Annotated in this window: 23 protein-coding genes; 7 read left to right on the top strand and 16 right to left on the bottom strand. The window is 59.7% G+C overall.

The window, feature by feature from the left end:
* Position 1: 1 nt before the first annotated feature.
* The gene (locus FHJ80_RS04235) at positions 2-2041 is read right to left on the bottom strand and encodes a methyl-accepting chemotaxis protein (RefSeq protein ID WP_139525795.1); all 2040 of its coding nucleotides are present in this window, start codon (positions 2039-2041) and stop codon (positions 2-4) included.
* A 280-nt stretch (positions 2042-2321) separates the two neighbouring features.
* On the opposite strand from FHJ80_RS04235, the gene FHJ80_RS04230 reads away from it, so the two are divergent.
* The gene (locus FHJ80_RS04230) at positions 2322-3278 is read left to right on the top strand and encodes a hypothetical protein (RefSeq protein WP_176558213.1); all 957 of its coding nucleotides are present in this window, start codon (positions 2322-2324) and stop codon (positions 3276-3278) included.
* A gap of 11 nt (positions 3279-3289) precedes the next feature.
* Here FHJ80_RS04230 and FHJ80_RS04225 read toward each other — a convergent pair whose 3' ends face one another.
* From FHJ80_RS04225 to FHJ80_RS04215, 3 genes are read right to left on the bottom strand one after another with little or no spacing between them, the layout of a single operon-like run.
* Positions 3290-4456 (bottom strand): glutathionylspermidine synthase family protein, encoded by a 1167-nt coding sequence (locus FHJ80_RS04225; protein ID WP_139525794.1) that lies wholly within the window; start codon positions 4454-4456, stop codon positions 3290-3292.
* A gap of 35 nt (positions 4457-4491) precedes the next feature.
* Positions 4492-5094, bottom strand: a complete 603-nt coding sequence (locus FHJ80_RS04220; protein ID WP_139525793.1) for a DUF1190 domain-containing protein — start codon at positions 5092-5094, stop codon at positions 4492-4494.
* A 12-nt stretch (positions 5095-5106) separates the two neighbouring features.
* Positions 5107-5520: a DUF350 domain-containing protein gene (locus tag FHJ80_RS04215; RefSeq protein WP_139525792.1), complete on the bottom strand. Its 414-nt coding sequence runs from the start codon at positions 5518-5520 to the stop codon at positions 5107-5109.
* Positions 5521-5822: 302 nt separating this feature from the next.
* Here FHJ80_RS04215 and FHJ80_RS04210 point away from each other — a divergent pair, with 302 nt between their 5' ends.
* Positions 5823-7421, top strand: a complete 1599-nt coding sequence (locus tag FHJ80_RS04210) for a solute:sodium symporter family transporter (RefSeq protein WP_139525791.1) — start codon at positions 5823-5825, stop codon at positions 7419-7421.
* Between the two features lie 238 nt (positions 7422-7659).
* Here FHJ80_RS04210 and FHJ80_RS04205 read toward each other — a convergent pair whose 3' ends face one another.
* From FHJ80_RS04205 to dctP, 5 genes are all read right to left on the bottom strand, one after another.
* Positions 7660-9183 carry a malonyl-CoA synthase gene (locus FHJ80_RS04205; protein WP_139525790.1) on the bottom strand — a complete coding sequence of 508 codons (1524 nt, stop codon included), beginning with the start codon at positions 9181-9183 and terminating at the stop codon, positions 7660-7662.
* A complete protein-coding gene (locus FHJ80_RS04200; RefSeq protein WP_139525789.1) occupies positions 9180-10535 on the bottom strand; it encodes a malonyl-CoA decarboxylase in 1356 nt (451 codons plus the stop codon). Before FHJ80_RS04200 ends, FHJ80_RS04205 begins: the two co-directional genes overlap by 4 nt.
* 13 nt (positions 10536-10548) lie before the next feature.
* Positions 10549-11883: a TRAP transporter large permease gene (locus tag FHJ80_RS04195; protein ID WP_139525788.1), complete on the bottom strand. Its 1335-nt coding sequence runs from the start codon at positions 11881-11883 to the stop codon at positions 10549-10551.
* 2 nt (positions 11884-11885) lie between these two features.
* Positions 11886-12407 (bottom strand): TRAP transporter small permease subunit, encoded by a 522-nt coding sequence (locus FHJ80_RS04190; protein ID WP_139525787.1) that lies wholly within the window; start codon positions 12405-12407, stop codon positions 11886-11888.
* A gap of 80 nt (positions 12408-12487) precedes the next feature.
* Positions 12488-13483: a TRAP transporter substrate-binding protein DctP gene (gene dctP / locus FHJ80_RS04185; protein ID WP_139525786.1), complete on the bottom strand. Its 996-nt coding sequence runs from the start codon at positions 13481-13483 to the stop codon at positions 12488-12490.
* A gap of 173 nt (positions 13484-13656) precedes the next feature.
* Here dctP and FHJ80_RS04180 point away from each other — a divergent pair, with 173 nt between their 5' ends.
* The 3 genes from FHJ80_RS04180 (at position 13657) to FHJ80_RS04170 (ending at position 16612) form a co-directional block, all read left to right on the top strand.
* Complete coding sequence (locus FHJ80_RS04180) at positions 13657-14340, top strand: GntR family transcriptional regulator (RefSeq protein ID WP_139525785.1); 684 nt, start codon at positions 13657-13659, stop codon at positions 14338-14340.
* A 113-nt stretch (positions 14341-14453) separates the two neighbouring features.
* Entirely contained in the window at positions 14454-15458 is a 1005-nt protein-coding gene (locus tag FHJ80_RS04175; RefSeq protein WP_139525784.1) for a GlxA family transcriptional regulator, read from the top strand.
* Positions 15449-16612 carry an MFS transporter gene (locus tag FHJ80_RS04170; RefSeq protein WP_139525783.1) on the top strand — a complete coding sequence of 388 codons (1164 nt, stop codon included), beginning with the start codon at positions 15449-15451 and terminating at the stop codon, positions 16610-16612. Before FHJ80_RS04175 ends, FHJ80_RS04170 begins: the two co-directional genes overlap by 10 nt.
* Here FHJ80_RS04170 and FHJ80_RS04165 read toward each other — a convergent pair.
* Genes FHJ80_RS04165 through FHJ80_RS04145 form a run of 5 tightly spaced genes read right to left on the bottom strand, consistent with a single transcriptional unit; the run spans position 16609 to position 21869 of the window.
* Complete coding sequence (locus tag FHJ80_RS04165) at positions 16609-17055, bottom strand: HAD family acid phosphatase (RefSeq protein ID WP_139525782.1); 447 nt, start codon at positions 17053-17055, stop codon at positions 16609-16611. The two genes, FHJ80_RS04170 and FHJ80_RS04165, sit on opposite strands and share 4 nt — an antisense overlap.
* 11 nt (positions 17056-17066) lie before the next feature.
* Complete coding sequence (locus FHJ80_RS04160) at positions 17067-18149, bottom strand: MBL fold metallo-hydrolase (protein ID WP_139525781.1); 1083 nt, start codon at positions 18147-18149, stop codon at positions 17067-17069.
* Positions 18146-19198, bottom strand: coding sequence for an ABC transporter ATP-binding protein (locus tag FHJ80_RS04155; protein WP_139525780.1), 1053 nt, complete (start codon positions 19196-19198; stop codon positions 18146-18148). Before FHJ80_RS04155 ends, FHJ80_RS04160 begins: the two co-directional genes overlap by 4 nt.
* A complete protein-coding gene (locus FHJ80_RS04150; protein ID WP_139525779.1) occupies positions 19186-20886 on the bottom strand; it encodes an iron ABC transporter permease in 1701 nt (566 codons plus the stop codon). Before FHJ80_RS04150 ends, FHJ80_RS04155 begins: the two co-directional genes overlap by 13 nt.
* Positions 20887-20888: 2 nt before the next feature.
* Positions 20889-21869 carry an ABC transporter substrate-binding protein gene (locus tag FHJ80_RS04145; protein ID WP_139525778.1) on the bottom strand — a complete coding sequence of 327 codons (981 nt, stop codon included), beginning with the start codon at positions 21867-21869 and terminating at the stop codon, positions 20889-20891.
* Between the two features lie 156 nt (positions 21870-22025).
* On the opposite strand from FHJ80_RS04145, the gene FHJ80_RS04140 reads away from it, so the two are divergent.
* A complete protein-coding gene (locus FHJ80_RS04140) occupies positions 22026-22784 on the top strand; it encodes a DeoR/GlpR family DNA-binding transcription regulator (RefSeq protein WP_139525777.1) in 759 nt (252 codons plus the stop codon).
* Here the strand turns inward: FHJ80_RS04140 and FHJ80_RS04135 are convergent.
* Positions 22781-23065 carry a YrhK family protein gene (locus FHJ80_RS04135; protein WP_139525776.1) on the bottom strand — a complete coding sequence of 95 codons (285 nt, stop codon included), beginning with the start codon at positions 23063-23065 and terminating at the stop codon, positions 22781-22783. The genes FHJ80_RS04140 and FHJ80_RS04135 overlap by 4 nt on opposite strands.
* Before the next feature lie 198 nt (positions 23066-23263).
* Between FHJ80_RS04135 and FHJ80_RS04130 the strand changes: the two genes are divergently transcribed.
* Positions 23264-24499 carry a diguanylate cyclase gene (locus FHJ80_RS04130; protein WP_139525775.1) on the top strand — a complete coding sequence of 412 codons (1236 nt, stop codon included), beginning with the start codon at positions 23264-23266 and terminating at the stop codon, positions 24497-24499.
* A 92-nt stretch (positions 24500-24591) separates the two neighbouring features.
* Here FHJ80_RS04130 and FHJ80_RS04125 read toward each other — a convergent pair whose 3' ends face one another.
* Positions 24592-26271 carry a PAS domain-containing methyl-accepting chemotaxis protein gene (locus FHJ80_RS04125; RefSeq protein WP_139525774.1) on the bottom strand — a complete coding sequence of 560 codons (1680 nt, stop codon included), beginning with the start codon at positions 26269-26271 and terminating at the stop codon, positions 24592-24594.
* Between the last annotated feature and the right edge of the window lie 84 nt (positions 26272-26355).

Genomic DNA, 26355 nt, shown 5'->3' with positions numbered 1-26355 from the left:
CTCAGGAAGGACGTGGCTTATCGTCGTTCGGTTTGGCGCTCTGCTCATCGAGAGTGAACTCCTGAACGAGCGCGTTCAGCTCGGCAGACATCTGTACCATGTCCTGGCTGATCTCCGTGATGCTGCGCACGGAGTGGGCATTGCGAGCGCTGGCCGTATCGATGTCTCGTAGGGCAATCACCACCTGACTGCTGGCGGTTTTCTGCTGTTGGGTCGAGAGCGAAATTTGCTGCGCGGCGCTGCTCGTTTGGCTAGCGGCTTTGAGCAGCGCTTCCAGGTCTTGCGCGGTGCTTTGGCTGGCCTCGACGCCCTGTTCGATCGATGTCGCGCCCTTTTCTGAGGCCACGACCAAGCGATTGATCGCTTGCTGGATATCGTCGGTGTGTCCCTCGATCTCTTGAGTGGAGTCGGTCACGCTATCGGCCAAGCGGCGTATCTCATTGGCGACCACGGAAAAGCGACGGCCGGACTCCCCTGCGCTGGACGCTTCGAGTGCGGCGTTGAAAGCGATCAGTTTGGTCTGAGCAGCCAGTGTATTGATCAGCTCCATTACTTTACTGATCTGTTTGGACTTCGCGCCCAGCGTCATGATTTCCGCGAGGCTCTGCTCACTGTCGCTTCTAATATCCTGCATTTTGGCCTGAAGCAGCTGCATGGCGGTACTGCCCTTGCGGCTGCGTTCAAGGGTTTGGTTCGCCACGTCCACCACGGACTGCGAGTGATCGGCAATTTGCGTGGAAGACGTGGAGAGTTCTTCCATGGTGGAGGTGATTTCGGCAACCGAAGAGGCCATCTCCTCGACCGCAGCAGCCATGGTCTGGTTGGCTTCATGTTGTATGTCGCCGCCCTGTATGCCGGAGAGCCCGGCCGTCTGTGCCAAGCGGTCGGCTACTTGATTGAGCGCTAGCGCGTTGGACGACACCGCCGCAATCGCGCGGGAGAGACGCTCCAATAGCTGATTGGTTTGGTCGGCCAAGTCGCCCAGTTCGGCGCGGTCGTCGGTTTCCACTCGGCGGGAAAGGTCCAGACTATGGGTAATCTCTTTGAGCTGGCGCTGAAAGCGATCGAGCGGGCGAATGAGACTGCCCGTCAAGGGGTAAAGCAGCAGCAGTCCGGCGATGAGAAGCAGTAGGCCAAGTTCAACCGAGCTCAAAAAGCGCTGGCGAATGCTGCTGGTGTACTCTTCTTTGGAGACCTCGACCATGAGATAGCGCTGTAACTCTGGCAGCCAGCGGGTGGTGACGAAATAGGGGTGGCCATTGCGCTCGATTTCACTGACGCGAATGTCATTATCCTGGCGCAGTAGCGTATCGGTTTCCTGGGGTTGAAGTGCCGAGATATTGGTTTCATTACTGGTGACCATGAAGGCGCCTTCGGCACTCAAGATCGACGCTCGACCGGTGTCGCCCAGACGATAGTCACGGATGAGCTGGGCCATGCGCGATAGGTCGAGCCCCGCGCCAGCGACAACGCTGGGACGGCCATTGGTAGCGGTCGCGCTGCTGCGGAAGTTCAAAAAGACGAAGGCCTCCTCTGGGGAGAAGGTGTCGCTGTCTAAATTTAAGTTGTACGGAGCGTCACTGTCGGTGAACTGATAGTACCAGTCGTCGTCGCCACCGGGACGCTGGAGCGTACGCTGCATGAAGTTGCCGTCACGGTACTGGAAGTAGACGCCGCGCCCTTGTGTTTGAGCGGCGATAAAGAGCAGCTCGGTGTCCAATTGGTTCATGAGGCGTGACAGGTAGCGCTCGATGTCCGGTTGTTGGATGGCTGGCAGCCCGTCGGCAACCCACTGCTCGATGAAGTAACTGTTGGCTAGACTTTCAGACAACGCCAACGCTGGACTCAAGCGGAGGTTGATGCGTGTGGCTAGCTCTTCAACCTGGGCAGGTAACTCGACGTTCAGCAGGTTATCCAGACGAGCTTGGCCGTGTGCCCGCGCCTGCAGGTAGAGCGCTAGAAACATGGCAATGGCCAACACCGTGCCGAAGGAGATAAACAGACGTAGCCGTAATGGCAGGGTTTTCCAGCGCGCTGTCATTATCGCGGTTGCTCCAAGTGGGACGAAAACGCTTAACGAAAGGCATGAGGCATCAGCATTGTTCATTGCTGAGTCGCCTCATACCCTTTGGCATGATAGCAACGATTTCAGCGGCGTTTGGCAAGAGCATCGACTATTTCTACCAACGATTGGCCTTCAGGTCCGGCTTATTTATACAAGTATTAGCTAGCAAGCTTGATATAAGTTAATACTTTGACAAAAGTGATACATGTGAGTAATCTGGCAACCTAATGGAACGACGATTTGCTAAGGAAGCATCATGTTGTCACTGACCTCACCCACTCTGATTGCCGTGTTGCGAAGTATGTTGGCGCGCTACGGCAACCCGCAAAGCGATATGCTGCCTGCCGCGGGGACCCCCGAGCGAGAAAGCCTGGTCGATTCGGTCAAACGTCGCTTTGGCCTGACGGACGCCGACGTACTTTCTGATTCTTCTATTACCGTGGATGAGTGGGCAGACGCGTTGAACGAGCGTGGTGACATTACCCACTTACAGTTATTCGATAGCGACATCGGCGGCGCGTTCAGCCATCGACTCCAACGTCAGCATCGCTACAGTGCGGCGTCGCTGCTGCAAGAAGCAGAGGCGCTCGCGACGTTGTTTGATCAGGACGGGCAGCCAGTTCGTAGCGTGGTGAGTTGGCTATCGGCACAGACGGCCGCAGGTTTTATGCTCGGTGCGCTGCTTCCGCAGCTGGCGGGCTGGTCGTCGCGCTCTCTCTTTGATCATGCCAACGCGCTTTGGGAACTCAATGCGGGTGACATCATGGTGACCAGTGCAGACCGCTGGCGTCAATTGGCGCAGCGGCTTCCCTCACTGCCCATGAACATCACGGCCGTCTCGACCTCGACATTGGATAAGCACACCTACCGTGCGCTACTGGCGAAAGGCGTTGCGCATATCATCGAACTGCACTGCCAGCCCGGTTTGGGTGTGCTGGCCGCACGTCGTTCGCCTCAAGCGCCCTTTGAGTTACTGACCCACTGGCACCCAACCGAGAGCGATGACTATCTCTTGAGAATGATGAAGGGCGGAATGCCTGAAGAGGTACAGCTAGCCGAGCCGTTGCGCTGGGTGGGAGCTCGCCACTTCTTACCCGGCCTAGCCGAGCCGAAGACCGAGCGCTTGGTCTTGGCAGAGGAGCAAGCTGCGAGTATGTCCCCTGTTTGGCGGTTGTCGCAGCACAGCGATAGCTCGGGGGCGAACGCCGCCTAGGTTGCCCTCCGTCATACGATTGCGTGGGGAACGAAGCACGACGTATCCTTGGTGATACGTCCCACGTCTTCGCGAATACCCATGCCACAAGCGCGGTCGCCCACCACCCAGCTACCGATGAGTGCGTGTTTATCGCCAAAGCGAGGCAACGGCTGATAGGCCTGACGAATCCATGGGCTATCGGTGTAAGGGCCGCTCACGCTCTCCGCTTGCCCGCCCGGCGTAACTAGGCTGACGTTGCTTCCTTCCCGCGAAAAGAATGGCTTGCGCACCCAGCCGGGCGCTAGCGCCGAGTGACTATCCTTCTCGAAATAGGCCGGTAGCAGGTTGGGGTGTCCTTCGTACTCTTCCCACAACAGCGGCAGAATTCCTTTATTGGAAAGAACGGCTTTCCAGGGTGGCTCGAACCAGTGGGTGTTGAGCTGCGTGACGGCCTCCCCAAAGGCTTCTACCGCCATCTCCTCCCACGGGTATAGCTTGAACAGCGCGGCAATCGGCTGGTCGTCCAAATCGACGAAGTGCTCGACCCCCGGCGCTACGCCGATGTCTTCGATGTAAATGAACGGCGCCTGCAAGCCCGCCTGTACGGCGATGTCTTGCAAGTAGTGAACGGTGGCTCGTTCTTCGTCGCTGCCTTTGACGCAAGAGAAGTAGAGCGTACGATTCGGAAGACGATCGCCAAGATGCGCCACGGCGTTGAGCAGACGCTCTTGTATCGAGTTGTACTGGTCGGCATGGCGGGGCAGGATGTCTTGCTCGATGGCTTGTTCCAACCACACCCACTGGAAAAAGCCCGCTTCATAAAGCGAGGTGGGCGTATCGTAATTGAGTTCCAAGAGCTTCGCAGGGCCGTCGCCTGAATAGGCAAAATCCATACGCCCGTAGAGCGGCGGCTGCCCGCTTCGCCAGGAGTGGTGGATGATGTCCCACATGTGCTCAGGAATCGCGAGACGCTGCATCAAGGCATTGGAGTGACACACCTTATCCACTAGCGCCATGCACATCTCGTGAAGGGCTTCGGTGGGTGCTTCGATCTCTCTCTCCACCTGTGCCAGGGTGAACTGGTAGTAGGCGTCCTCTTTCCAATAGGGCTCGCCATCGATGGTGTGAAAATGAAACCCCAGCTCTTTGGCCAGGGCTTTCCATTGCGGTCGTTCAGAGACGTTGATGCGCAGCATGGTCGCTCCCAAACGGTGGTCAATACCCCAAAACGCTAGGAACCCCAAGAGGCCGATCGTGTGCCCAAACCGCGACGGGTCGTGGCTTGGCGGTTTTGCACCACCGAGCTGCGCAGGGCCTCGTTGCGCTGATTGACCCGTTGCGTCGCCTGGCTGGCCGCAGCATTCCAGTTGCCCTGGTTTTGGCGGTTGCGGTAGACCGGCTCTTGATACACGCGCTCGAACGAGCGCCCTCGGCTGGTATTCGCCAGCATATTACCGACCATATAGCCCATCATGGCAGGCATGAACCAATTGCCGCCGCCCGCGGCCTGGGCCTGTGCGTCGGTGGGGGCTGCGCAGGCGCCTTCGCCGTGTTCGGCTTCGCAGGCTTCCAGAGTATCGAAGCGGGGGACGGACGCCAACGAGGCCTCGTAGGCGTCTTCGCAGGCACTGCGGGTGTAGACGTTGGCGGCCACGCACTCCTCGACGCCCTGATAGCTTCTAGGCTCGTCGAAGCGTACGTCGGTCAAATGCTCATCTTCGGCGGGCTGGGTGCAGGCGGTCAAACCGAATGCGCTCGCGCCCATCATCGCCAGCGAGAGGCGCGCGCTGCGCTTACGGCGGGGCAGGTGGGTAGGTTGGGTCTGCTTTTCCATGAGAGCGCTCCGTTACCAGGTCATTGAAGCCGCGTTGATCAGGCCCACGGCAATCGAGATGCTGCCGACCAGCGTGCCGTAGGCCTGGTGGCCTTCGGTGATGTGCTGAGACAAACTCTCGCCCTGACGACGCAGAAACAGTTTCAGGCCAAAGAAGGTGGCGATCTGCACGCCGAACGCCACCACGCCCCACAGTATGAAGTCGAGATAGCTAATCGAGTGGGCCATGGCGCTGTAGAGCGGGAGGGTAAAACCCAGGATAGAGCCGCCATAGGCGGTGGCCGCCGCCGCATTGCCTGCTCGAATCAGCGCCCACTCATGGTGAGGGGTCAGGCGACTATAGCAATACATAAACGCCACCAGCAGCGCGAGCGCGCCAAGCAGGTAGGCAAAGAAAGAGGGGAGTCCTTGTAAATAGTGCAGCACGGCGATGAGCATCCTTGTGGTTAATGACGTGCGGTCAATCAACAGCCGACATTGTGACATAGCTTAGCGGAGGAGCGGGCATTACCGCCCCTCTTTCGTTGTCGACGCTATACGTGGTTAAAAAACGTCTTTATGACAATTTATTAATACTAAAGGCTAATAGATGAAACGTGTCACCCGCTTAGAATCCCGCGATGATTGGTATTTTTACCTAAATTCACCGTGTCGTATCGCTTGATACCGCTCTTCGTGCCCGTGTTGGGCACCGCTTCAGACGCGACCGCACCGAAGGACTTTCCCCCATGCATGCCCTAACCCTGGCATCGTTTCTGTTTTTTACGGGCCTGGTGGCCTTTGTCACGTGGCGCATCACACGGCGTGACGATCATCGCAGCACCAGTGGTTATTTTCTGGCAGGCCGAACGCTGACGTTTCCACTGATTGCGGCGTCCATGCTGATGACCAACCTCTCCACCGAGCAGATGGTGGGGCTGAACGGTTCGGCCTTCACCGACGGCTTGAGCGTCATGGCCTGGGAAGTGATCGCCGTCATTGCGTTGGTGGCATTGGCGCTGTTCTTCCTGCCGCGCTTTTTGAAAAGCGGTATTGCCACGCTGCCGCAGCTGTTGGCGATTCGTTTTGACACGGGCACACAGCTGATTGCCAACGTCATTTTCCTGATTGCGTACGCGGTGGTGCTACTGCCGATCATTCTTTATTCCGGTGCCATTGGTCTTCAGGGCATGCTGGATTTACAGGGCTTGACCGGTATTGGCTCCAGCACGGTGCTGCTCTGGGCGACGGTATGGGCGGTGGGGCTGATTGGCGCGGTCTACGCGCTGTTTGGCGGCCTGCGCACCGTTGCCGTTTCTGACACTTTGAACGGTGTCGGCCTGCTGATTGGCGGTTTCATCATCGTTTACTTTGGCTTACAAGCGGTCAGCGGTGGCAGTGGTGTGATGGAGGGCTGGAGCATTCTAAAAGAGAGTGATCCTAGCAAGTTCAACTCCCTCGGCGGGCCGGATCAGCAGGTGCCGTTCTCGACCATTTTTACCGGCGTGCTGTTGCTTCACCTTTTCTACTGGACCACCAACCAGCAGATCATTCAGCGCACCTTTGCCGCTAAGAACCTGGCAGAAGGTCAGAAAGGGGTGCTGCTGACCGGCTTTTTCAAGCTGTTGGGGCCGCTGTATCTGGTGCTGCCTGGCATCATCGCCTACCACTTGTATGCCGACCAGGGTATTCGCGCGGACGAGGCTTACGGCCACTTGGTCTTCAACGTGCTGCCGCCTTACCTGACCGGCTTCTTTGCGGCGGTGATGGTCGGGGCGATTCTCTCCTCGTTTAACTCCGCGCTGAATAGCACCACGACGATCTTCAGCCTGGGGATCTACAAAGGCGTGCTGAAAAAGGACGCCACGGAAGAGCAGGTGGTGAAATCCGGCAAGGTGTTTGGCTGGATCATGGCGATTACGACCATGATCATTGCGCCGCTGCTGGCGGGCCAGGAGAGCCTGTTTGGCTACCTGCAGAAGATGAACGCAATCTACTTCATCCCCATTCTCGCCGTGGTGCTAGTTGGCCTGCTGACCAAGCGCGTTCCGCCGATGGCTGCAAAAGTCGCGCTGGTCGGGGGCTGTTTGCTGATCGCGGCAGGCTACTTCGTGCCGCCGTTCAACAAGCTGCCGATGGTAATGCACGAATTCCACTTCGTCGCGGCGGTGTTCGTGCTGCTGGTGGCGGTGATGCTGGTGATCGGTAAGCTGCGCCCTCGTGCCACGGACTGGGTGCAGGAAGACTCCTGCGATGTCGATCTCACGCCGTGGAAAGGCGCGGTGCCCACCGGTATCGTGCTGGTGATCCTGGTGGTGATCATGTACGCCTCCTTTGCAGGCGGCTAGACTCTGCCTGAAAACTGGCTGTGCTCGACCATACGGCGTTAAAAATCGGCTCAAAGTACTCATTTACGACATGTAAACTCCGTCTTTTCGCCGATTTTTGCCTTGTCTGGCCTTCGCGCGCCGACTTTTCAGGCAGAGTCGAATCACGCCAACATTTGAAAGTAGCGTTCAAGAAAAAACACCCACGCCCCGCACTGCGGGGCGTGGGTGTTTTTGGTGGGCCATTTTAAAGAATCGGCTAAGCGGCGTGGTAGGTGGTGTCGAAGCGCTTGCGTAGCTCGTTCTTTTGTACCTTACCCATGGTGTTGCGCGGCAGCGAATCGACGAAAAAGACCCGCTTTGGCTGTTTGTATTTGGCCAGCCGCCCGGCGAGATGATCCAGAATGGCGGCTTCATCCACCTGCTCGCCTGGCTGGGGCACCACCACGGCGGTGACGCCTTCGCCGAAGTCGGGGTGGGGCAGGCCAATCACGGCAGACTCGGCCACTTGCGGCAGCTCATCGATCACCTGCTCGACCTCTTTGGGGTAGACGTTATACCCGCCGGAAATCACCAAGTCTTTATCTCGGCCCACAATGTGCACGTAGCCCTGCTCATCGACCATGGCGAGATCGCCAGTGATGAAAAAGCCATCCTCTAAAAGCTCTTCACGGGTCTTTTCTGGCATGCGCCAGTAGCCAATGAAGACATTGGGGCCACGAATTTGCAGCATGCCGATTTCACCCTGTGGTACCTCTTCGCCGGTTTCCCGGCTGGTGATACGCATCTCGACCCCCGGCAGCGGCATGCCGACGGTGCCCGCTCGGCGTGCGCCGGTGTAGGGGTTAGAAATATTCATATTGGTTTCGGTCATGCCGTAGCGTTCGAGAATGGCGTGGCCGGTTTTGGCTTCGAACGCTTCGTGGGTTTCCGCGGTGAGCGGCGCCGAACCCGACACGAACAGGCGCATCTGGGCGGTCACTTCGGGGGTGAGGCGTGGGTCTTGAACCAAGCGGGTATAGAACGTGGGGACCCCCATCATCACGCTGCCTTTGGGCAGTTCGTCGAAAATGACATCCGCATCGAATTTGGGCAAAAAACACATACTGGCCCCGGCCATCAGCGTGACGTTGCACGCCACGAACAGGCCGTGGGTATGAAAAATAGGCAGCGCGTGGATCAGCCGATCGTCGGCGCTAAAGTGCCAGGACGAGACCAGCGTTTCAGCGTTCGAGGCGAGGTTGCGGTGGGTCAGCATGGCGCCTTTCGAGCGCCCGGTAGTGCCCGAGGTGTATAGAATCGCCGCTAAATCCCGTTCGCCCAGCGTGACGATGTCGTCTCGGGGGGCACTTTGCTGCGCTTTCTCCATCAAGCTGCCATCGGCATCGGTGCCCAAGGTTTCGACCGCCGGGCAGCCGGTATCGCGGGCTATGGTACGGGCGGTGTCGATATCGGCGGGCCTGCAGACGAACAGGGCGGGCTCGGCATCGTTCAAAAAATAGCGGATTTCATCGCCGGTATAGCCGGTATTGAGCGGTAAATAGACGCCGCCAATGCGCAGGCAGGCGAGGTAGAGCAAAATGGCTTCCGGACTTTTATCCACCTGCACCGCCACGCGGTCGCCTACGTTCACGCCTAGCGAGGTCAGCGCTCCGGCAAGCTGGGCACTTTCATTCAGCGCGTCTTGGTAACTGTAGTAGCGGCCCTCGCGGGTGGTGATAAAGGGGGCGTTGCCACGCTCGCGCATGCGCGCGGCAAAGGTATCGAATAAGTTGTGGTTCATTTGGTGGTCTCTCCCTTGGCCAGCTTGCGGGCGCGGCGAGCGAGGTCGCGCACCTCGCTCGAACAGGCAACGGTGGCCTTTGCGGTATAGTTTTCATGATTGCGCTCGATATCGTCGAGCACGTAGAGGTAGTTCACCATCAGCCCTGCCGCTTGTTTCATTCCCTTGGTCGAGACATCGCCCAGCCAGTTGATGCGATGCAGCTCGGCACCGTTGCCCAGGTGGAAACGCGCCACTGGGTTCAGCGGCAGGCCGTGGCGATTCTTCTGATCGACCAGATAGTGGGCCGCGAGCGGGCGAATGGCGGTTTTGAGGCGCTCTTCGCGGGCTTTATCCTGCTGCCAGTTGGGCGTCTCCAACGCGTCGAGCGCCTCGCGGATAGGCTCGGGCCACTGATCTTCCTGCTGCTGTTCGGCCAGCCACTGGGCGAAGCCGGGCACCGGGGAGAGGGTAACGAAGTGCTTGAGCTGGGGGAGCTCCTGACTCAATTCCTGCACGACTTGTTTGATGAGGAAGTTGCCAAACGAAATGCCGCGGAGCCCGGTTTGGCAGTTGCTGATACCAAAGAAGGCGGCGGTATCGGCATCATCGGGGTCCGCCAAGCCATCCTCTTCCCCTGCCAAAATCGGCTGTATGCGGCTGGGCAATCCTTTGTGCAGCGCTACTTCCACAAAAATCAGCGGCTCGTCGCCAATCGCGGGGTGAAAAAATGCGAAGCAGCGGCGGTCTCGGGCATCCAGTCGCCGCCGCAGATCGTTCCAGTCCTGAATCTCATGCACGGCTTCATAGCGGATGATTTTTTCCAGAATGGACGCTGGGGTATTCCAGTCGATTCGCTTGAGCATTAAAAAGCCGCGATTGAACCAGGAGCCAAACAGGTGCGCAAAATCATCGTCGATAGGCGCTAAGTCAGGCTCCTCGCGCAGCAGTTGCAGCAGATCTTCGCGCATTTTGACCAGGTCATAGGTGCCGTCGGTGGCGAGGTTCAAGCGCCTAAATAGCTCCTGGCGGCGCGGCTCGCAAGCCTCGAACAGCGCTTGAAGCGTGTGGTTGTCGCGGGCCTGTTGATAGGCTTGGTAGGCGCTATCGATCTGCTTGGGTTCAGCGGCAAAGTCGTCGGCCAGGCGCTTAAAAAACGCGCGCTTTTCCCCTTCCGAGAGCCGCTGGTACAAGGCCAGTGCGCGGCTGGCCAGCGCGATGCTGGAGGCCTCGCCGTCACTGGCCAGCAGCGCTTGGCAGGCTTTGACCAGTTGATGATGGTCGGGCGTCAGTGTTTCTGGATGTTTTCGCCGTAACAGCGCGTCGCGCTGGGTGATGCTGTTAAACATCTCTTGGAGAAAAGTCATGTTCACGATGCGTCCCCCGTTAACCCATGATCAGGTTGGGTAGCCATAGCGCAATACCTGGGAATAGGCAGAGAAGCAGAATGCCCAACACCATGCACAGTGCGTAGGGTAGGCTGCCCATCAAAATATCCCGCAGCGAGATATCGGGTGCGATACCTTTGATGATGAACAGGTTGAGCCCCACCGGCGGTGTGATCAGGCCGATTTCCAAATTGATGGTCAGAATCACCGCGAACCAATAGGGGTCGAAATCGGCCGCCAAAATGATCGGTAGCAGGATCGGCGCGGTCATCACGATCACGGCCACGGGCGGCAAAAAGAAACCTGCCACCAACAAAAACAAGTTGATGACGCCCATCAGTACCCAGCGATTCACCTCTAAATCGGCAATGGCGGCCGCTACGGTCTGGGTAATGAACATCGACGAAAGCGCGTAAGCGAATACTTCGGCAGTGGCAATCACTAGCATGATCATCACGCTTTCCCGCAGCGAGTCGCGCATGATTAGCTTGATGGGGCCAAGCTGCCACATCCGATAAATCAAAATCGCCAACGCCAAACAGAGGAATGCGCCGACACCTGCGGCTTCCGAGGGTGTTGCCACGCCTCCGTAAAGGGCGAACAGAATACCCGCGACGACGCCTAAGAAGGGCAGCACTCGTACGAGCGCCTTCATGTTGCTATCGACGTTCTGTTTGATGTTCTCTTTCAGTTTTTCAGCAGAGGCCGCCAGCGGGTTGTTGTAACCCCCGGCCAGCTTGCAGGCTATCATGGTCCAGATCATGAACAGGCCGGCGAGCATGAAGCCGGGCACTACCCCGGCAATGAACAGGCGGCCAATCGAGGTTTCGGTCGAGATGCCATAGATGATCATGGTGACCGAGGGGGGAATCAAAATCCCCAATGTGCCGCCTGCTGCAATACAGCCCGCCGCCACGCCGTCGGGGTAGCCACGAGTGCGCATTTCAGGGATGCCCATTTTACCAATGGCGGCGCAGGTGGCCGGGGAAGAGCCCGAGAGCGCGGCGAAAATGGAGCAGGCCCCGATATTGGAGACGGCAAGGCCTCCAGGCAGACGACCCATCCATAGGTCGAGCGAGCGGTAAAGATCGCGCCCGGTTGGAGAGGAAGCCACTGCTGCGCCCATCAGAATGAACATCGGGATCGCCACGAAGCCAAACTCGGCGATGCGATCAAAAAACGTTTCGCCAAAGTAGGTGAGTTCCGGCAATCCCCGGTCGTAGAGCAGCGCCAGCAGCGACACGCCGCCCAACGCGAACGCAATGGGGGTGCCAATCGCCATCAGTACGATCAAACCGACGGCGACGATGATGCCTAGTGTAATGGGATCCATGGTCAGCCCTCCCCGCGCATGATTTCAGCCACGTACTGTAGCGAGAGCAGCGTGGCTCCCACGGCCATGGGCAGAAGAGCAGGCCACAGTGGCGGGTTCCACACCGAGCCGGTGGTCCACTCGCCGTGCAGCGCTTCGAACACGTACACCCAAGAGGCGTAGGCCAGCGCCGCGCAAAACAGCAAGCCAAACAGCGATGCCACCAAACGCATGGCTTTTTGCGCCAGGCCGCCAAGGGCATCCGGCACGATGGTGATCGCCACATGGCCGCCAGTCATCAGGGCATACGGGCTGCCCATCAGCATGGCGCCAGTCACCGAAAAAATCGTGAATTCCGTCTGCCAGCTCGTGCTCATGCCCAACACGTAGCGAATGAACACCATTTGGCAGATCACCAAAACGCCCGCCACGAACATGGCGCAGGCCAAGTAAGCCGACACGCGCGATAGCGTATCCATCAGGCGGATGTAGCCGCCAAGAACCCCACTGCGCAGGGCAGGGGGGTGAGTGGTTGAAGTTGCCATAGTTCCCTCGTCAAGCTCAGCAAGCAGCGGACAAACGTGGCCACTCAACGAGTGGCCAGCACGGTCAAATAGCAAGCGCCTTACTCGACGGCGAGCGCCGCATCGATGATGGCCTGACCGTTGGGAACGTTATCGGCGAAGTTTTTGTAGGAGGTGTCGCGGGCAATTTCGAGCCAAGCGTTGTAGTCATCCTCGCTCATGCTGACCACCTCGACGCCATTCTCTCGGTACACGTCGACCATCTGCTGGTCGATGGCAGCCGCCTCTTCTGCGAAGTAGATCTCGGCAGCCTCGCCCGCTTCCATCAGCGCGGCCTGCTGCTCTTCGGTCAAGCCCTGCCACACCTGTTCGGAGATCAAGATGGGCTCGTACATGAACCAAAGGGCAAACTCGCCGGGTTCGGTCAGACACTCCACCTGCTCATACAGACGGAAAGAGACGAACGACATGGAGGAGGTGTTGGCGGCGTCCAAAACGCCGGTTTGCATGGCGGTATACACCTCGGATGAAGGCATGGAGGAGATCGACGCCCCGGCTGCTTCCAGCATCTCTTCGAACGCAGGTCCCGCCGCACGGATGTTCTGCCCTGCGACCGTTTCCGGTGAGGTGATGCACTGCTCGCTGGAGGCAAAACCGCCCGACAGCCAAGCATCCGCGAGCACGCGCGCACCGCCATCGAGGATGACGTCTTTGATCATCGTCATGTACTCGGAGTCGTTCAGCCGCTGGGCGTGGGCCTGGTTACGTACTAGCCCCGGCATCAGCGTGGCAGAGAATTCCGGGTGGCGACCGCTCGCGTAATCCAGCGGCAGCGAGGTGATGTCCAGGCGGCCCCGGGCGATGGCACCCCACTGCTCGCGCGCTTTGAACAGCGACTGGCCGGGATAGACTTCGATGGTCAAGCCGACATCCGCATCGGCAACGTGGCGGGCCATCATTTGCACCATTTCATCGCGAATATCGCCCTGACCACCAGGGAACTGGTGCGACGCTCGCAGTACGGTATCGGCACTGGCGTGGGAGGCGGCAATGGCGAGGCCGAGGGCCGCTGCGGTGGGTAGTAAAAAGCGTTTCATGTAGCGTCTCCAACCGTTGTTGTTGTGTTTTTGGATTAACGTTGTGTGTTTGGATTGGCATTGTGTGTTTATCAGGCGAGCTGATATATATTTCAATAGCGGTTATGTATGCTAATGTCAAATTTATGCCATATTAATGTCATCGCCTGCGGCGTTATTGAAGGAGGTACTCGATGGTGGATACAAAGCGCTCTAACGCACAGCGGCTAAGAGACTCGTTAGAAGATGACATCATTAACGGACGGCGTGCTCCTGGTGAGCGGCTAGACCCAGAGGCCCTAGGACGAGAGTTCAACGTCTCGCGCACGCCGGTACGCGAAGCGTTTCAGCAGTTGGTTGCCAGCGGGCTAGTCACGGTCTCGCCAAAGAAGGGTACGTTCGTCGCTAAGGTAGGGATCGATCAGCTCATCGAAATGTTCGAAGTGATGGCTGAGCTTGAGGGCATGTGTGGCCGCCTGGCCGCGCGGCGCATCAGCGACACTGAACTTGCGGCGCTCAAGGATGCGCACCAACGTTGCGAAGCGGCAGCATTGGCGGGCGACACGGATGAGTACTATTACGAGAACGAAGCGTTTCATGACTGTATCTACACCGCTAGCCACAACACGTTTCTAGCCAGCGAAGCCCGCCAGCTCAAGCAGCGCCTGAAGCCTTACCGCCGTTTACAGCTCCAGGTACGCCAGCGCATGCACAACTCGCTCCATGAACACCAGACGATCGTCGACGCCATCGAGCAGGGCGACGCAGCCCAGGCCCAGCAGGCGCTCTGCGACCACGTGCTGATCCAAGGCGAGCGGTTCAGCGACTTCGTTGCCAGCGTGCGCCGTATGGAAGCGCCGATGGAGCGTACGGGCTAACGCCGAGCCCAAGCACCCTCGTCATGTCTTTATCGGTGGGGTGATGGTCCTTGCCGACATAGGGCGTAGCACCGAGACTCTCTCTAGTTCCATTTTCTTATTGGAGAGAGTCTGTGACGCGACATGTTGCTCTGCTTGCCTACCCCGACTGCCAACTGCTGGATGTCAGCGGCCCTTGGCAGGTTTTTGCCAGCGCGAACGCGCTGAGCCCTCAGCCGCTGTACCAGTTGACGCTCGTGGCCGAGGCCACGGGGCCCGTGTTGACCAATAGCGGCTTGGGCGTCCATGCGACCCACACCTACCAACAGCTCCCTCAATTACGGCCGTTGGATACGCTGTTAGTGTCAGGCGGCAGCGGAGTGATGCAGCAGCGAGACGTCGCTGCCGTCAAGCAAGTGCTGTGTGAGATAGCCCCCGACGTCAGACGGCTTGGCTCCATTTGCTCCGGGGCGTTCTTACTGGCTGAGGCTGGCTTGCTGGATGGCTGCCGTGTGACGACCCACTGGCGGCATGCCCAGCAATTAGCGGAAGAGTACCCGGCGCTGTGGGTGGAGCCCGATGCGCTCTATATCGAAAGCCATGGCAGGTATACCAGCGCTGGGGTGACCGCCGGCATTGATCTAGCGCTATCGCTGGTGGAGGCCGATCATGGTGCAGAGCTCGCGGGACAGGTGGCCCGAGAGCTAGTGGTGTTTCTACAGCGCCCTGGCGGCCAGTCCCAGTTCAGTGAGGTATTGCGTCGTCAGCAGTCGGCAGGGCCACTGCGCCGTCTCTTGGACCGACTGCATGCCGATCCCAGCGAAGCCGTCGACCTGGAGAGCATGGCCGAACAGATGGCGGTTTCGCCACGTCATCTGACACGGCTATTCAAGCGGCATTTAAACACCACGCCGGGCGCGTATGTGACGCAGCTACGCTTGGAACAAGCCCGGTTGGCGCTGCTCAACGAGCGAGAACCACTCTCCCTGGAGCGTCTTGCACAGCGCTGGCGGCTGGGTGGTGCCGAACAGCTGCGCCGCCAGTTTCAGCGCTACTACGGCGTCTCCCCCTCGGTGTATCGCCAACGCTTTGCCTCTTCCCGAGCCGCTGTCTGTCAGGAGGCCCGCTCATGCCCATAACCGTCTCTCTCTTGTCACTGTGCCAAGCGCTACTGGTGACCGGCAATGTGCTGCTGATCGGTATCTCGCCGCTGATCGGCGCGTCGCTGGCGCCCAGCGCCGTATGGTCGACGGCTCCCGTGGCGACGCAATGGCTCGGCCTAATGTGTGCGACCATTCCAGCCTCGCTGATCATGGCGCGGTTGGGACGTAAACGAGGCTTTATGATGGGCAACCTCGTGGGGCTGGTGGGGGCTCTGTTGGCCGCTCAGGCACTCATCGGCGAGCGGTTTGGACTATTTTTGTTAGCGACCTGGCTGATCGGTGTGGGCATTGGGTTTGGTCAGCTCTACCGTTTTGCCGCCGTCGAGGCCGCGCCCGCGCCACTGCGCGACCGGGCGATTGGCTTGGTCATGGGGGGCGGCGTGCTGGCGGCGTTTGCCGGGCCGTGGCTGGCACGCGCAAGCCGTGAACTGGGCGACGTCCCGTTTTTGGGGAGTTTCATTGGGTTGGCGGTGCTTTACTCACTGGCTCTGTTGGTGTTGATCGTGACTCGATTACCGCCTGCTTCCAAAACCCACAGCGAGGGCACGCCGCTGCCGCTGGGTAAGATACTCCGCCAGCCGGGATTCATCGTGGCGGTGAGTGCCGCGATGGTGGGGTACGGGGTGATGAACCTAGCGATGACCGCCACGCCGCTGGCCATGGAGAGCGCGGGGCACCACTTTCACCATGTCTCGATGACCATTCAGTGGCATGTCGTGGCGATGTTTCTGCCCTCCTTCTTTACCGGCCACTTGGCCGCTCGCTTCGGCGCCAAGCCAGTCATCGTCGCGGGGTGCCTGCTGCTGGTGGCCTGCGCGCTGGTGGCTCAGGGGGAGTTCGGCTTGGCCGGTTTCAACGTGGCGCTGGTGCTGCTTGGGCTGGGCTGGAACTTCACCTTCCTGCTCGCCACGGGCCTGCTCACCGAGAGCTACCGCCCGGCGGATAAAGCGCGCACTCAGGCAGCCAACGAGTTTTTAGTGTTTGGCACCGCTGCTTGCACTGCCCTGTTGGCAGGCCCTCTGGTCAGCGGTTTAGGCTGGGCAACGCTCAATCTGGTGCTGATGCCTATTTCACTCGTGCCCGTGGCGGTACTCCTGTGGCAGCGGCGCTCGGGCCTCGCCGATGCTTAAAAGTCTCCCGGCGCGCACTGTAGGCAGGTCAGCCCGAGTGCGCGCCACTGGGCGACCACGGCGTCGCGATCGTCCAGCACGAGCCAAGGGGCAAAGCCGTCGCGGTGCATTTGATTCAGTAGCGCCGCTTTCACCTCTTCGTCATCCACATGGTCATCGCCTTCTGGGCGCAGGTACATGGCGTCGAAGGGGATTTCATGACGAGTAAGCCATGTGTGGGTGTGCTCTCTATGGCTGTCCGGGCGGCCGCTGCAAATGACGATCTGCTGGCCTTGGGCTTTTAGCAGCTTGACCAGCCGGGCGACGGGCTCGATGACCGGCGCGTTGGCCATGTGGGCGAAAAAGGGATCCCACTGTTTGGCGGGACCCAGTACCCATTCGTGGACATCGGCAGGATGAAATTCGGCCAGCGTGCCGTCGACATCGACAATGACTGCGTTCATAGAGATATTTCCTAGGGTGTTAACAGGGGCGAAGAGAGCACTTTCGTCTGCGCTTCGACGTCAAGCGAAGGTTGTGTGATGAGCCGTGTGCCCAGCAGGTCACGCCAGGCGGTCTCAGCATCGGCATGGAGCGGCGTAAAGAGCGGTGCCACTTGGACCGCTTGGAGCTGGTGGGCCAGGGCTACCAAATGCGAGGCGCGCAAATGGACGTTCCAGCGTTGCCAGAGCACCTCGCCCGCCGCGAGCTGTTGGCGACGCTGCGGCGTCAAATAGCCGGTGTGCAGCAGACGATGATGCGGCCAGTCGGGCGGATCATCGTCACGGTCGCTGACCAGCCAAAGCGCCGGATGGCGGGCATTGGGGCGCTGCAAAAGCGCCTGGATAGCCGCGTCCAATCCTTTTCGGCGAAGGTCATTGGGCAGCGCGAGTAGGGCGGCCAGGTTATCGCGAATGATCGGGTCAATCGCCAAAGGAAGGTGGCGTTGGTCCGCCTCTTCCGAGAGCCATAGCGCCATTTCCAGGGCACGCCCCGTTTCCGGTACCGGCAGCACCAAAGGGTGGTCCAACGCCTTGCCAATGGCGTGGATGCACTGCGCTTGGGGCTGGTCGTAGCGGCCATAGGAGGCATCTAGCAGCGCCGTGTGGGCGGGTGGGGGCGCATCGAACGGAAACAGGCGCGACTCGAAACAGGCATCGCCACTGTAAAAAATACCGCCCGCGTCGTCGAGATGCAGCCAGACACCGCCCAGCGAATGCCCCGCTTGACCGGTGGTGACCGCAATGCCTTCAACGTCAAGACGGCCCCGATAGGGCAGCGGCTGCCACGCCCGCTGCGGGGGTAGCGCCTTGGCGACTAACGGCGTGCAGTAAAGCGGTATCTGCGCAGGCAGTTCCACGACGCCGCCAATGTGGTCCACGTGGTCATGACTGATCAACACGGCGTCCACGGCGAGCCCCTGTGCCCAGGTAACCGGCTCGCCGGGGTGCAGTGCGCCGCCGGCATCCAGCAGCAGGCGTTTGCCTTGCGCTTCGACCACGATGGCCGCGGGCCCTTTGTCGCCCAGCCCGCTGAGGATCTGAACCGTGGCGCTCATTGGTCAGGCTCCAGGCACCAGCCTTCCAACAAATGCACCGCGACGTGCTGGCCTTCGTCGAGTGCGGTGTGATGATAGGCCAGCAGCGCTTCTCCCGTGGCTAAGCGCAGGTGCAGCTCATAGCGTTCACCGCGAAAGGTGAGCCGCTCGACGCGCCCGGTCAACGCGCTGGCGTTTGACGAGTGCGCGCGTGGCTCGACACGACTATGTTCAGGACGTATCAAAACGGGCTGAGTGCGCGCCGTGAGCGGCGCGGACAAACCCTGCATCAGCGCTGACTCATCCAGCCGCTGGCCCGGGGTACCGCCTGCGACCTTTAGCTGACTGCCTTGGCCAATGAACTGAGCGACCCACTCACTGCGCGGCGCTCGATAGAGCGTTTCAGGCGTCGCCCACTGCACCAGCGCGCCGTCACGCATCACCGCAATGCGATCCGCCATGGCCATCGCCTCGCTCTGGTCGTGAGTGACATAGACCATGGTGGCCTGGGTGCGGCGGTGGAAGTCGACGAAGCTGTGCTCCATGGAAGCGCGTAGGTTGCGGTCCAGGTTGGCGAGCGGCTCATCGAGCAGCACCACGTCGGGGTCGGTGACCAGGCAGCGCGCCAGCGCCACCCGCTGGCGCTGGCCGCCGCTGAGTTCTTGCGGCGAGCGCTGGGCGTAGGGGGTAAGCGCGACCTGCTCCAGCGCGTGAGCGACCCGGCGCTGATACTCGCTGCCCTGAACGCGGCGAAGTTTCAGCGGGTAGCCCACGTTGTCGGCCACGCTCATGTGCGGCCATAGCGCGTAGGACTGAAACACCATCGCCATATTGCGCTGCTCAGGAGGCATGTGATGCTGGTCGCTGGCGAGGAGGGTGCCGTTGAGTGTCAGGGAGCCGCTACTGATCTGCTCGAACCCGGCCAGCATCCGCAGCATGGTGGTTTTGCCGCAGCCGCTGGGGCCGAGCAGGGCGACGAATTCGCCAGGGGCTATCTCCAGCGACAAATCATCCACCGCCCGGTGATCGCCAAACTGCTTGGTAACACGATGAATCGCTAGCCCTGCCACGGCACGACTCCTTTAGGTAAACGGGGGGCCAGCAGGCTGAGCGATAGCATCAGCGTGGCGACCATGATCACCACCAGCACGGAAACGGCCGCTGCCAGCACGCTCTCGCCGCCCTCGTCCAGATTGAAAATCAGCACGCCCAGGGTTTCATTCCCGGCGCTCCAGAGCAGCGCGGAGACGGTCAGTTCGTTCACCGCCAGCAGAAACACCAGCAGCCCTCCGGCGAACAGCGAGGGCGCCATTAGCGGAAGCAAAATGGTGATGAGCCGACGCCAGGGGCCCGCGCCCGCCAGCTGAGCAGCTTCTTCCAAGGAGGGATCTAGCTGGGCCAAGCTGGCACTCACCGGTTTTAGGCAGACCACCAGAAAGCGCGCCAAATAGGCCACGAAAATCAGCCCGAGCGTGCCGTAAAGCGCTAGGTCGATGAGCGGTAAGGGGCGTACGAACAGTAGAATGCAGGCAATCGCCAGCACCACGCCGGGCAGCGCGTAGGGCAGCTCGATGGCGCTCAGGGTGAGCTGCTGCAGGCGCGGGGGAAGCCGCTGTAAACGGTAGGCGAGCGGCAGGCTGCAGAGCATGAGCACTAGCGCGGCACCGCCCGCCAGCCAAAGACTGTTACTCACTGCCCGCCAAGTGGCGCCTTGACGACCGATCACCTCGTGGTAGGCATCGAGCGTGACGGTGTCAGCGCTAAGCGGCACGCCCATCGCCGGTACCAAAGAGCTCACCACCAGAGCGGCCAGCGGCGCGACCAGGATCACCATCAGGACGCCGACCAGCAGAGCCGTGACCAGCGGGCGATAGCGGCCTAGCAAAAAATCGTGTGCGCGGCCGCTATGGCCGCCTAACCCAAAGCGGCTGCGGTTCATCCAATGCTGCTGCAAGGCCACGCACGCCAGTGCCAGGACGCCGATCAGCATCGAAAGCGCCGCCATCTCTGCCAGCACGCCGGTGCCAAAGCTGGCCATGCGTTGATAAATCAGCGTGGGCAGCACGTAATAACCGGCGGGAATACCGAGCATCGCGGGAATGCCAAAGTTACCCAGGCTGGAGATGAACGCCATGGCGGCTCCCGTCACCAAGCCGTGGCGGGTGATGGGCAAGATGATATGGCCCCACACCTGAGCCTGTCGCGCGCCGCTGATGCGGGCGGCTTCGATCAATTCGCGGGGTAGCGATAGCAAGGAGGTGCGTAGCGCCAAAAATACCAGCGGCGCACTCTGGATACCTAGCAGCAGGGCAATACCCTCTGCGGAGTAGAGCGGCTGCGGGCTACCCAGGGGCGGCGCCATACCGATGCTCTTCAATAGCGGGCTGGCCGGGCCGAATAGCTGCAGCCAGCTCAGCGCGGTGACCTGGGGCGGAATCATCATGGGCAGCATGAAGCAGAACACCAGCCACGCTTTGCCGCGAATGTCCGTCAGGGTGATCACGAAGGCGAACAGGCTGCCCAGCACCAGAGCGATCAGCATACCCAGGCCCGAGGTATACAGGCTGTGCCATAACGCACGCCACGTGCTGGCGGCATTGAGCACTTTCCACAGCGGTGCCTGGCTGCCCTGGCCAAGGTCGCTAAGCGCTTCGACGAGCAGACGCACACTGGGCGCGAGGCTGAGCAGAACGACGAGCAGGGTGATCAGGCTAAGCAGCCAGCGGTGCTGGCTGCCAAGGTTGAGCGAAGGGGTCATGATTAGCCGCCGAACAGATCGCTAAAACGCTGCTTGAGCGTCTCTTCCTGCTCGAGTGCCTGTTCGATATCCACCGGCATGAGGTCGATGCTGCTCCGCTCAGGGAAGCCCTCAGGCGGTGTCACGTCCGGGTGAGCAGGCAGGTAACCCTGCTGGCTGACCAGTGTTTGCCCCTCTTGGGAAAGCACGAAGTCGACGAATTTTTGAGCGGCGTCCAGGTTCTCGGCCTCCTGCATGATGGCCACGGGCTCGGTAACGGCGCTCACGCCCTCTTCAGGAAACACGAACGCCACGGGCGAGCCTTTCGCGGCTTCCCGGATGGGTAGAAAATCCACCACGATGCCGTAGGGCTTGGTGCCCGCGGCCACGGCATTGAACACGCCGCCGTTACCGCCCTGGGCTTCCGTGCGGTTGGCTTGAAGCGCTTCGTAGTACTCGAGTCCTAACGCTGGATTCTCCGCGATGGCTGCCATATGAATCAGCGCTGCGCCGGAGTACAGCGGACTAGGCATGGTGACGAGGCCTTCATATTCAGAGCCGGTCAGATCTTCCCAGCGCTTTGGCTGCTGCTCGGCGCCGGTGTTGTACACGATGCCGGTGGTGATGAGCTTGGTGCCGTAGAAGTAGCCCTCCGGGTCGTAAAGCGCTTCGTCGTAGGCGTCGCGCTCGGGGCTGAGGTAGGGCTGTAAATGGCCCTCTTGTTTCAGCGAGGTCATGGTCATGCTGTCGGCAATCAGCAGCACGTCGGGGTTGCTGACACCGGCCGCCAGCTCCGAGCGCAGCCGTGTCATCAGGCGGGTGGTGCCGTCGCGCACCCACTCCACTTCGATGTCTGGATAGGCGGCTTGGAAAGCATCGACCGTTTGCTGGGCATCGCTATTAGGCTGGCTGGTATAGAGCACCAGCTTCTCATCAGCGAACGACGAGGTGGAGAGGGCAATGCTTGCGAGAGTCACGGCGGAACACAACGAGCGCTTCAACATCGAGAAAACCTCCAGTAGGTGAACAGTCACCACACTACTGTCATCGGCTTACAACATCGTGACACTACGCTTTCGTTTGATAGCGAAAAGCTTTCGCTAGCGGGAATGGTTTTTTCGTTTTTCCAATGGAAACGATAAAAGGAAAGGTGGCACGGTATGAACGTGACAGAGAGGCGGCGTGCGGTATTAGCGCACGTGCGAGAAGAGAGGCGGCAAACGCTTGCGGCGCTGGCCCATCATTTTGGCGTCTCCGTGCAAACCCTGCGTGGGGATATTCGCGTGTTAGCGGAGCAGGGGCTGATTTTACGCCGTCACGGCGAAGTGATGCCCTTTCCCGACCAAGAGAACGTGGGCTACGACCAGCGCCAAATCGTCAATCAGGCGGGTAAGCGGCATATTGCGCGGCAGGCGGCGTCGTTGATTTCCAATCACCAGTCGCTTTTCTTGGGGACGGGTACGACGGTAGAGCAGCTAGCCGATGCGCTGCACGATAAGCAGGGGCTGCAGATCATGACCAATAACCTGCATGCGTTGATCAAGCTATGCGCGCTGGAGTGTGAGCTGGTGGTGGCCGGAGGCCGCGTGCGTCGCCGCGATCAGGATGTGATTGGCGGTGACGCGTGGCGCTTTTTTCAGCGCTATCGCGTAGATGTCGGCATTGTCTCTGTGGGCGGTATGGATAGCCACGGCCAGCTTTACGACTACAACGACGACGAAGTGATGGCCCGCGAGGCCCTGCTGGCCCATGCGGCGTACCGCATTCTCGTGTTGGACAAGACCAAATTCGACCTGCCGCTACGCTGTGCCGCCGGGTCCCTGGCAGATTATCACGCCGTCATCACCGACAGCCCCTTGCCCGACCGGCTGAGAAGCCCGTTAGCTGCCCAGGGCGTGCGCTTCATGAGTGGCGGTTAGGCATCGTGCTGCTCGTCGGGCAGACGTTTGAAATAGACGTAGCGATGCAGGCGGATCGCTGGGCGTATCAATAGTTGCACGCTGCCAATGACGAAGAGCCAAACCCCAGCGGTTTGTACTGCACCCTCGTAAAAAAAACAGACGCTACCGATGACGAACCAGATGCCGATTAGAAAGTCGTTGACGATACCGAGCACCTCATAACGGCGGTGAATGACCAGCTCTTCGCGGCCCATGGTAAAGGTGAGATCACGCTCTGACGAGACGGTTTGTCGGGTCATGTGTGCTCCTTTGTGAAAAAAAGAAAAATTTAAACCACTTTCTTGAATTGCAGTTTTTAGATAGTTGTAAGAGGACATGAAAATAGATTAACTAGTGCTATTAAGCGAGCGCTGACGGCTGTCATGATCGTCTGGCAACATGATGTCAAGTTCTCGTATCTGCACGATTGAGAAGCGCAGTTTCTTCGCGAGGTGTGAATGACCAGTGACTCTTTTGCTAGCACCATTGAGCACGAGTTATCTCACCCTAAATGGCATCTGCGTTTTTCGCGCGCGCTAGAAGCTCGTTTCGAGCGCGACACCCAGCCGCAGCGAAACCGCAATATGGTCGTGGCGGGCCTGATAGCGGCACTGATCTACAGCCTGTTTCTCATTAACGATTACAGCTTCCGCCCAGAGGTGTTTTGGCTCTCTGTGCTGATCAGAGGACTCGTCGTTATACCGTTTGGCCTGCCCATCTTATGGGCAGTCCACCAAGGGGTATCGGGAAGCGCACGCGAAACATTGATGGCAAGCACGGTCGTCGTCGGCATGGTGGCATCGTGCTTGATCTCTGTATCGTCGAAGTCGCCTTACTCTTATCTCGATATTTTTTCGTTTGGCCTTATTTTAGTCGTTGGGAATATTCTCTATTCACTGCGCTTTTCCTATGCCCTGGGGTCGTCGCTGTTGAGCGTGGCGATTATGGTGTACTTCGTCATTGGCTACGACCCGATGCCCACCGAGGTCAAGAGACTGGCGATTTTCTCGATCTGTGCCAAAGCAGTATTCACCTTGGTGGCCAATTACCGCCTGGAAGCCAGCGAACGTAAAGCCTACCTGCTGTTGCTGCGCGAAACCCATCGGACCGGGCATGCGCTGCGCAGTAATGCGGAATTGTCCAAGTTGTCGTTGACCGACCCGTTGACGGAGTTAGCCAACCGCCGCCAGTTCGATGCGCTGTTCAACCACTATTGGCAGCAAGCCGTGGAGGAGCGTGCCACGGTAGGCCTGATGGTGATCGATATCGACTGTTTCAAAGCTTATAACGACTACTACGGCCATTTGCAGGGCGATCACTGCCTAAAAAGTGTCGCCAGCACGCTAGCTACCCATGCGAGCAGCGCCTGCGTGGTGGCGCGCTTTGGCGGTGAAGAGTTCGTCGTATTGAGCAAAGGGCAGCCGCATCAAGCGGTGTTGGATCAAGCCGAGCAGCTGCGCCACTCGGTGGAAGCGCTGCAGCTACCCCACCTGGGCCGGGTCGCGCCTGATTATGTCACCATTAGCGTGGGTGGGGCGGTGCTGCAGCCCACTGTGGGCGTCAACGCCTCTCAGCTATTCAGGGCCGCCGACCAGGCGCTTTACGAGGCCAAGCGACAAGGGCGTAACCGCGTGGTGATGATCAGTTCACCGGATGCGCTTAGCGGCGATGGCTTAAGCATATCCATTCAATAGCCAATGGCATGGGCATCCAGACGGTTCTTTCAGTCCCTTTTGCTCTGCAGGGGACATAGCCGCGGGTGGCATGCGCCACCCGCGGCGCGGGGTCATACCGCTTGCGCTCTAGGGAATGCGGGGGCTTCTTTAGCCATGGGAAGCTGGTAAACGTTGTTGCTGGTTCGTGGCAGCACAGGGGCGGATGCCTGAGTGTTCGTGACCGGCATGAACGCGTGGGCGCTGTGGGCCAGGTAGTTGACCTCGCGAGAGAGCACGTCGACGGCGTTTAGATACGCATCCATGCTGGCGGCGCTCTCCTGGGTGCCTCGGTCGATCTGGGAAATGGCCTGACTGATCTGCGCGATGCCCTCACTCTGCTCCCGAGCGGCCGCACGAATCTCCTCCATCAAGTCGTTGACGTTATGGCTGGCCTGGCGAATGCGTCCCATGGCATCGCCCGCCGAGCCGGCTTTATGCTGCCCGGCTTCGATGCGCTGACGCGCGGTCTCGATCAGCGTTTGTACCTGATGGGCGGCTTCCGCAGACTGGCGTGCCAGGCGGCGTACCTCTTCGGCTACCACCGCAAAGCCACGGCCATGCTCACCGGCGCGCGCCGCTTCCACCGACGCATTCAGCGCCAAGATGTTGGTTTGGAAAGCAATGTGATCGATCGTTTTGACGATGCCCGCCATGTCTTGAGACGTCGCGGTGATGCCGTTCATCGCTTCGGCCAGCTCATGCATAATCGCCACCGCGTTATCGACTTCGCTGACGTTACCCACCGAGGCCTGGCTGGCAAGCTGGGCGTTGTCCGAGCTTTGCCGAACGGTCGAGGCGATTTGCTCTGCACTGGCGGCGGTTTGCTGCACGGCGGAGGCCTGCTGATCCACACGATGGCCCATGGCTTGGTTGTGGTGGGTCAGCGCTTCCACCGAGGGCATGACCTGGGCAATACGCTGGTCCACATCGCCAATCAGCGCTTCGAGCGAGCGGCGCATGAAATTCATGGTGGCGAGCGTGTTATCCATGGCGACATGGCCGACCGAGGGCACCTGCGCGTTGAGATCCCCCGCCGCGATTTGCAGCGCGAAGTCGTTGGCCTTGTGTAGAAAGCGCCGGAGTCGGCGCGCCTGACGCCACTGATGAAGGCTCAACAGTAAACCCGTGGCCAACACCATGGCGAGCAGCGGGGCGAGCACGCCGTTGGCAACTTGGCCGCCCAGCCACCAGGTGCTGGCTAGCATCAGCATGCCGGTGGCGGCCAAGGTGTACAGCACGCCCGATACGTTGGCCAGCCGAGGCGCCCACCAGGTGGCGCTCGCTAGCCGTTTTAGCGGGTTGCGGGCCATGACTTCGCCATGCTTGATCGTAAAGCGTCCCTGATTCTCACGCATATCGCGGTAGATGTGCTCGGCATTCTCGACGTCAGCCTGGGAGGGTTTGACACGGATCGAGACGAATCCGGTCACTTTGTCGTTTTCCCGAATGGGCACGACGTTGGCGCGTACCCAGTAGTGGTCGCCGTTCTTACGCCGGTTTTTGACCAGGCCGCTCCAGTACTGACCCGCTTTCAGATCGCTCCACATATCGGCGAACACGGGCGACGGCATGTCTGGATGGCGCACCATGTTATGGGGCGAGCCCACCAACTCGTCGTACTCGAAGCCGCTGATCTCGACGAATCGATGATTGGCGTAGGCGATGTAGCTGCTGTTGTCGGTTTTGGAAATCAGCACATCATCGTCACGGAGAGGATGTTCCACCTGGGTCACGGTGCCATTGTTTTTCATGATGGAGTACCTGATGGGATTGGTCAGGTATTCACTATAAAACTAGTACAAAAGTTGTCCATTGAGCGGTTTCCTGTTTAACAT

This window comes from Halomonas sp. BL6, assembly GCF_006228115.1.
In the GTDB taxonomy this organism is placed as follows: Bacteria; Pseudomonadota; Gammaproteobacteria; order Pseudomonadales; family Halomonadaceae; genus Vreelandella; species Vreelandella piezotolerans.
Note: the sequence above shows the minus strand (reverse complement) of the source record. Positions and strands in the feature narration are given on the sequence as shown.